The following is a 3,857-nucleotide window of genomic DNA, read 5'->3' on the forward strand; positions in this document are numbered from 1 at the left end:
TTTTGGTGAGGGATTTTTAATTGCTAAAAACTTATGCGTGATAAAACTCACAACATAAATGAACATATAATTTTACAATATAGTATGTAAGTTGATGGGAGGCTTTCTTTTTGACAAATCGTGATTATAATAAAAACCCATTTATTGTAATATGGGAGTTAACAAGAGCATGTAAATTAAAATGTCTACATTGTCGTGCTGAAGCACAGCATTATCGTGATCCTTTTGAGTTAACATTAGAAGAAGGAAAAAAACTAATTGATGATATTTATGAAATGGATAATCCGATGCTTGTTTTTACTGGTGGGGATCCATTAATGCGTTCGGATATATATGATATTGCGGAATACGCGGTGAAGAAAGGTATTCGGGTTTCTATGACGCCCAGTGCTACTCCAAAGGTTACTAAAGAAGCGATTAAAAAAGCAAAAGAGGTTGGGATTGCTAGATGGGCATTTAGTATAGATGGACCAACAGCTGAAGTACACGATCATTTTAGAGGAACAGAGGGATCATTTAAATTAACAATGGATGCAATTCATCATTTAAACGAATTAAACATCCCTATTCAAATTAATACAGTTGTTTCTAATTATAATTTGAGTGTACTTAAAGATATGGCAATTTTAGTAGAAGAATTAGGTTGTGTGTTGTGGAGTGTATTTTTCTTAGTCCCAACAGGACGTGGTAAAGAGGAAGATATGATTTCACCAATTCAACATGAAAGAGTGTTCCGCTGGCTATACCAGCTTAGCAGAACGGTTTCTTTTGATATAAAAACCACAGCTGCTCAGCACTATAGACGCGTTGTTCTTCAAGAAAAAATGAAAGGGATTAAAAAAATCGATCAAATTATTCAATATAGGGATGTACTAATGGAAGGGATGATGGACGGAATTAATGGATTTGGACGCGCTCCAAAAGGAGTGAACGATGGAAATGGAGTTGTATTTATTTCTCATATTGGAGATGTATACCCAAGTGGGTTATTGCCAATTAAAACCGGGAATATTAAATCAAAACCGATAGCTGAAATTTATCGAAACTCTCCTATTTTTCAAAGCCTTCGTAATCCAGACAATTATAAAGGAAAATGCGGTGTTTGTGAGTTTCGATATGTTTGTGGGGGATCTCGTTCTAGGGCATTTGCGATTACGGGGGATTACATGGAAAGCGAACCTTTTTGTGTATATGTTCCAAAAGCATTGCAAAAAAAGTGTAAGAATTGAGCATGGCCCTTTTTATAAATTTTTTATTGTATATTTCCAATATTTATGAGCAGATGCTTTCTGCTCATAAATATTGGATTAGTAATGACTAATAATCGAAAAAGAGCAAGGAAATTATATTTATTTTAGTCGTATAATACGTTGATTTGAGCTTCCGCGAAATGGAAGTGTCAAATCTATTTTTTCGATTTCAAATCTTCCATCAACTAAAACATCTCCATAATGTAACAGCTCAATCATATCTTTGTTTTGTGAGTTTTGTATCTCTTCTAGTGTATAACCAGTGTAAATCCAAAGATTTTTGTTTAAACTTTTTACTGCCTTTGCAACTTCTTTGACCTCGATAGCTTGAAAAAATGGGTCACCACCTGAAAATGTTACATCAGTTAGAGGATTTGTGGAAATTTCTTTTATAATATCTTTCACACTCATCTCGGTACCATTATAAAGATTCCATGATTTGGGGTTATGGCAACCTAAACAATGATGCGGACAACCGGCAAAAAACACAACTGTCCGTAACCCTTCACCATCTACTACACTATCATGAATAATATTCATTACCTTCATTTATGTTTCACACGATCTGCTTCTTCACTACGCTTTGCATTGTTCCATTTTGACATGTCCCCTACAAGATATCCAGTAATACGGCGAATTCTTTCAATATGATGATCTTCTATATTTCCACAGCTAGGGCACTCATTTTCAATCACTCCATTATAGTCACAACATTTACAACGATCCACTGGGTGATTAATTGAACCATATCCTACTTCATACTGTGCCATTGCTTGAACAATTTGTTTTAAAGCCATTTGATTATGCGCTGCCGCCCCATCTAGTTCAATATACGTAATATGACCACCGTTACAAAGAGCATGAAACGGTCCTTCTAAACGTATTTTATTAATTGCTTGAATAGGATAATAAACTGGAATATGAAATGAATTTGTATAGTAATCATGATCGGTTACACCTGTAATAGTTCCAAACTCAGCACAATCCTTTTTGATAAACTTCCCTGATAGTCCCTCGGCAGGAGTTGCAATTAAAGTGAAATTCAAGCAATGTTCTTCTGTTGCTTGGTCCATCTTATTTCTCATAAAGGTAACAATTTCTTTTCCAAGTTGCCATGAATCTTTATCTTCCCCATGGTGTTTTCCTGTTAAGGCAACCAAGCATTCCGCAAGTCCAATAAAACCAAGGCTCAATGTTCCTTGCTTTAAAATCTCAGTAACTGAGTCTTCCGGTTGTAGTTTTTCTCCATTGCGCCAAATCCCTTGTGAATATAGGAATTGAAAGTCTCTTGCCTTTTTTGTGCATTGATATGAATATCTTTCTAGCAATTGACGAATGCTAAGTTTGATATAATGATTTAACGATTCGAAAAATCCCTCTTTTGAATCATTTATTAAAGCCAATTTTACTAGATTAATAGAGGTAAATGATAGATTTCCCCTGCCAATTGCTGTCTCCTCACCATGAATATTAGACATCACACGAGTACGACAACCCATATAACATACTTCACTTTCTGGGTGCCCATTATAATACGCTGCATTAAATGGCGCATCTAAAAATGAAAAGTTAGGGAACAATCGCTTTGCTGTTGTTTCTAATGCAAGTTCAAATAAATCATAATTTGGATCTTTTTCTTCAAAATTCACACCTTTTTTTAACTTGAAAATTTGAATGGGGAAAATAGGAGTTTCACTTTTTCCTAATCCCGCTTGTGTTGCCTGTAGTAATTGTTTAATTAATAGTCTTCCTTCCTTTGATGTATCTGTTCCGTAATTAATTGAAATAAACGGAACTTGTCCACCACCACGGCTATGCATACTATTGGAATTATGAATAAATGCTTCACATGCTTGATATGTATCGTTTTCTGTTTCTTTCCATGCAAACACTTCGATTTGTTCCTTTGTTAGCGGATAGTCTTTTAACTTTTTCTTATTTTTTTCAAATGTTTTCCTCACATATGGTGCTAAATCTATATCAAACATGGCAAGAGATTGCCCACCATGCTGCATATTTTGATTAGCTTGAAGAATAATAGACGAGAGTGCTAATGCACTTTTAATATCTTGTGGTTGTCTCATATGGCCATGTCCAGTGTGGAACCCTTTTTTCAGCAATTGTGCTAAAGGAATTTGTGAACAAGTGGTTGTTCCTGTTGCATAAAAATCTAAATCGTGTGGGTATAAAATATTTTGATTAATAGCTTGTTTTACTTGTTTAGAAAGCAAATGTTCCCTTACATAAAGTTTTGCACTCTCTGATGCAAATGTTCCCATCATTCCCATTGGAGATCGACCATCAACATTTGCATTTTCTTGCATTAAGTCTTGATCGTTACTGTTTATAATTTTATCAAAAGTTGTCCATAAAGTATTTTTTTGCTGTTTTACATTGTCTGAGTTGTTCATTAAATTCACTCCTTTTCAATATATAGTACTCAACATCGATAAATGATACTATATATAGTTTATTTCTGCAATGGTACTAATAAATGAAGTATGTGATGTTTTCTATTTAGAAGAGATTAAATCTAGAAGTTTATCGTATTATCTTGCTAATAAAAATGAAAAGATATAGAATGATTCAATTATTTATAGATAAAAA

Annotated in this window: 3 protein-coding genes; 1 reads left to right on the forward strand and 2 read right to left on the reverse strand. The window is 34.0% G+C overall.

Translation table 11 applies throughout. The annotated features are described in order from the left end of the window. The first annotated feature begins 110 nt into the window (after positions 1-110). Positions 111-1,229, forward strand: a complete 1,119-nt coding sequence (locus tag ACQGS6_RS24340) for a TIGR04053 family radical SAM/SPASM domain-containing protein (RefSeq protein WP_000184720.1) — start codon at positions 111-113, stop codon at positions 1,227-1,229. 120 nt (positions 1,230-1,349) lie between these two features. On the opposite strand, the gene nrdG is transcribed toward ACQGS6_RS24340, so the two are convergent. After that, positions 1,350-1,799 carry an anaerobic ribonucleoside-triphosphate reductase activating protein gene (gene nrdG / locus ACQGS6_RS24345; RefSeq protein ID WP_369622727.1) on the reverse strand — a complete coding sequence of 150 codons (450 nt, stop codon included), beginning with the start codon at positions 1,797-1,799 and terminating at the stop codon, positions 1,350-1,352. Continuing rightward, complete coding sequence (locus ACQGS6_RS24350) at positions 1,796-3,661, reverse strand: anaerobic ribonucleoside triphosphate reductase (RefSeq protein ID WP_061660641.1); 1,866 nt, start codon at positions 3,659-3,661, stop codon at positions 1,796-1,798. Before ACQGS6_RS24350 ends, nrdG begins: the two co-directional genes overlap by 4 nt. Between the last annotated feature and the right edge of the window lie 196 nt (positions 3,662-3,857).

The organism is Bacillus sp. GMs2/2, from assembly GCF_050172095.1.
GTDB classification, from domain to species: Bacteria; Bacillota; Bacilli; order Bacillales; family Bacillaceae_G; genus Bacillus_A; species Bacillus_A cereus.

What these genes read in the sequence shown, in the direction of transcription:
- nrdG (WP_369622727.1), bottom strand. Translation starts at nt 1,799, where the DNA reads ATGAAGGTAATGAATATTATTCATGATAGTGTAGTAGATGGTGAAGGG.
- ACQGS6_RS24350 (WP_061660641.1), bottom strand. Translation starts at nt 3,661, where the DNA reads ATGAACAACTCAGACAATGTAAAACAGCAAAAAAATACTTTATGGACA.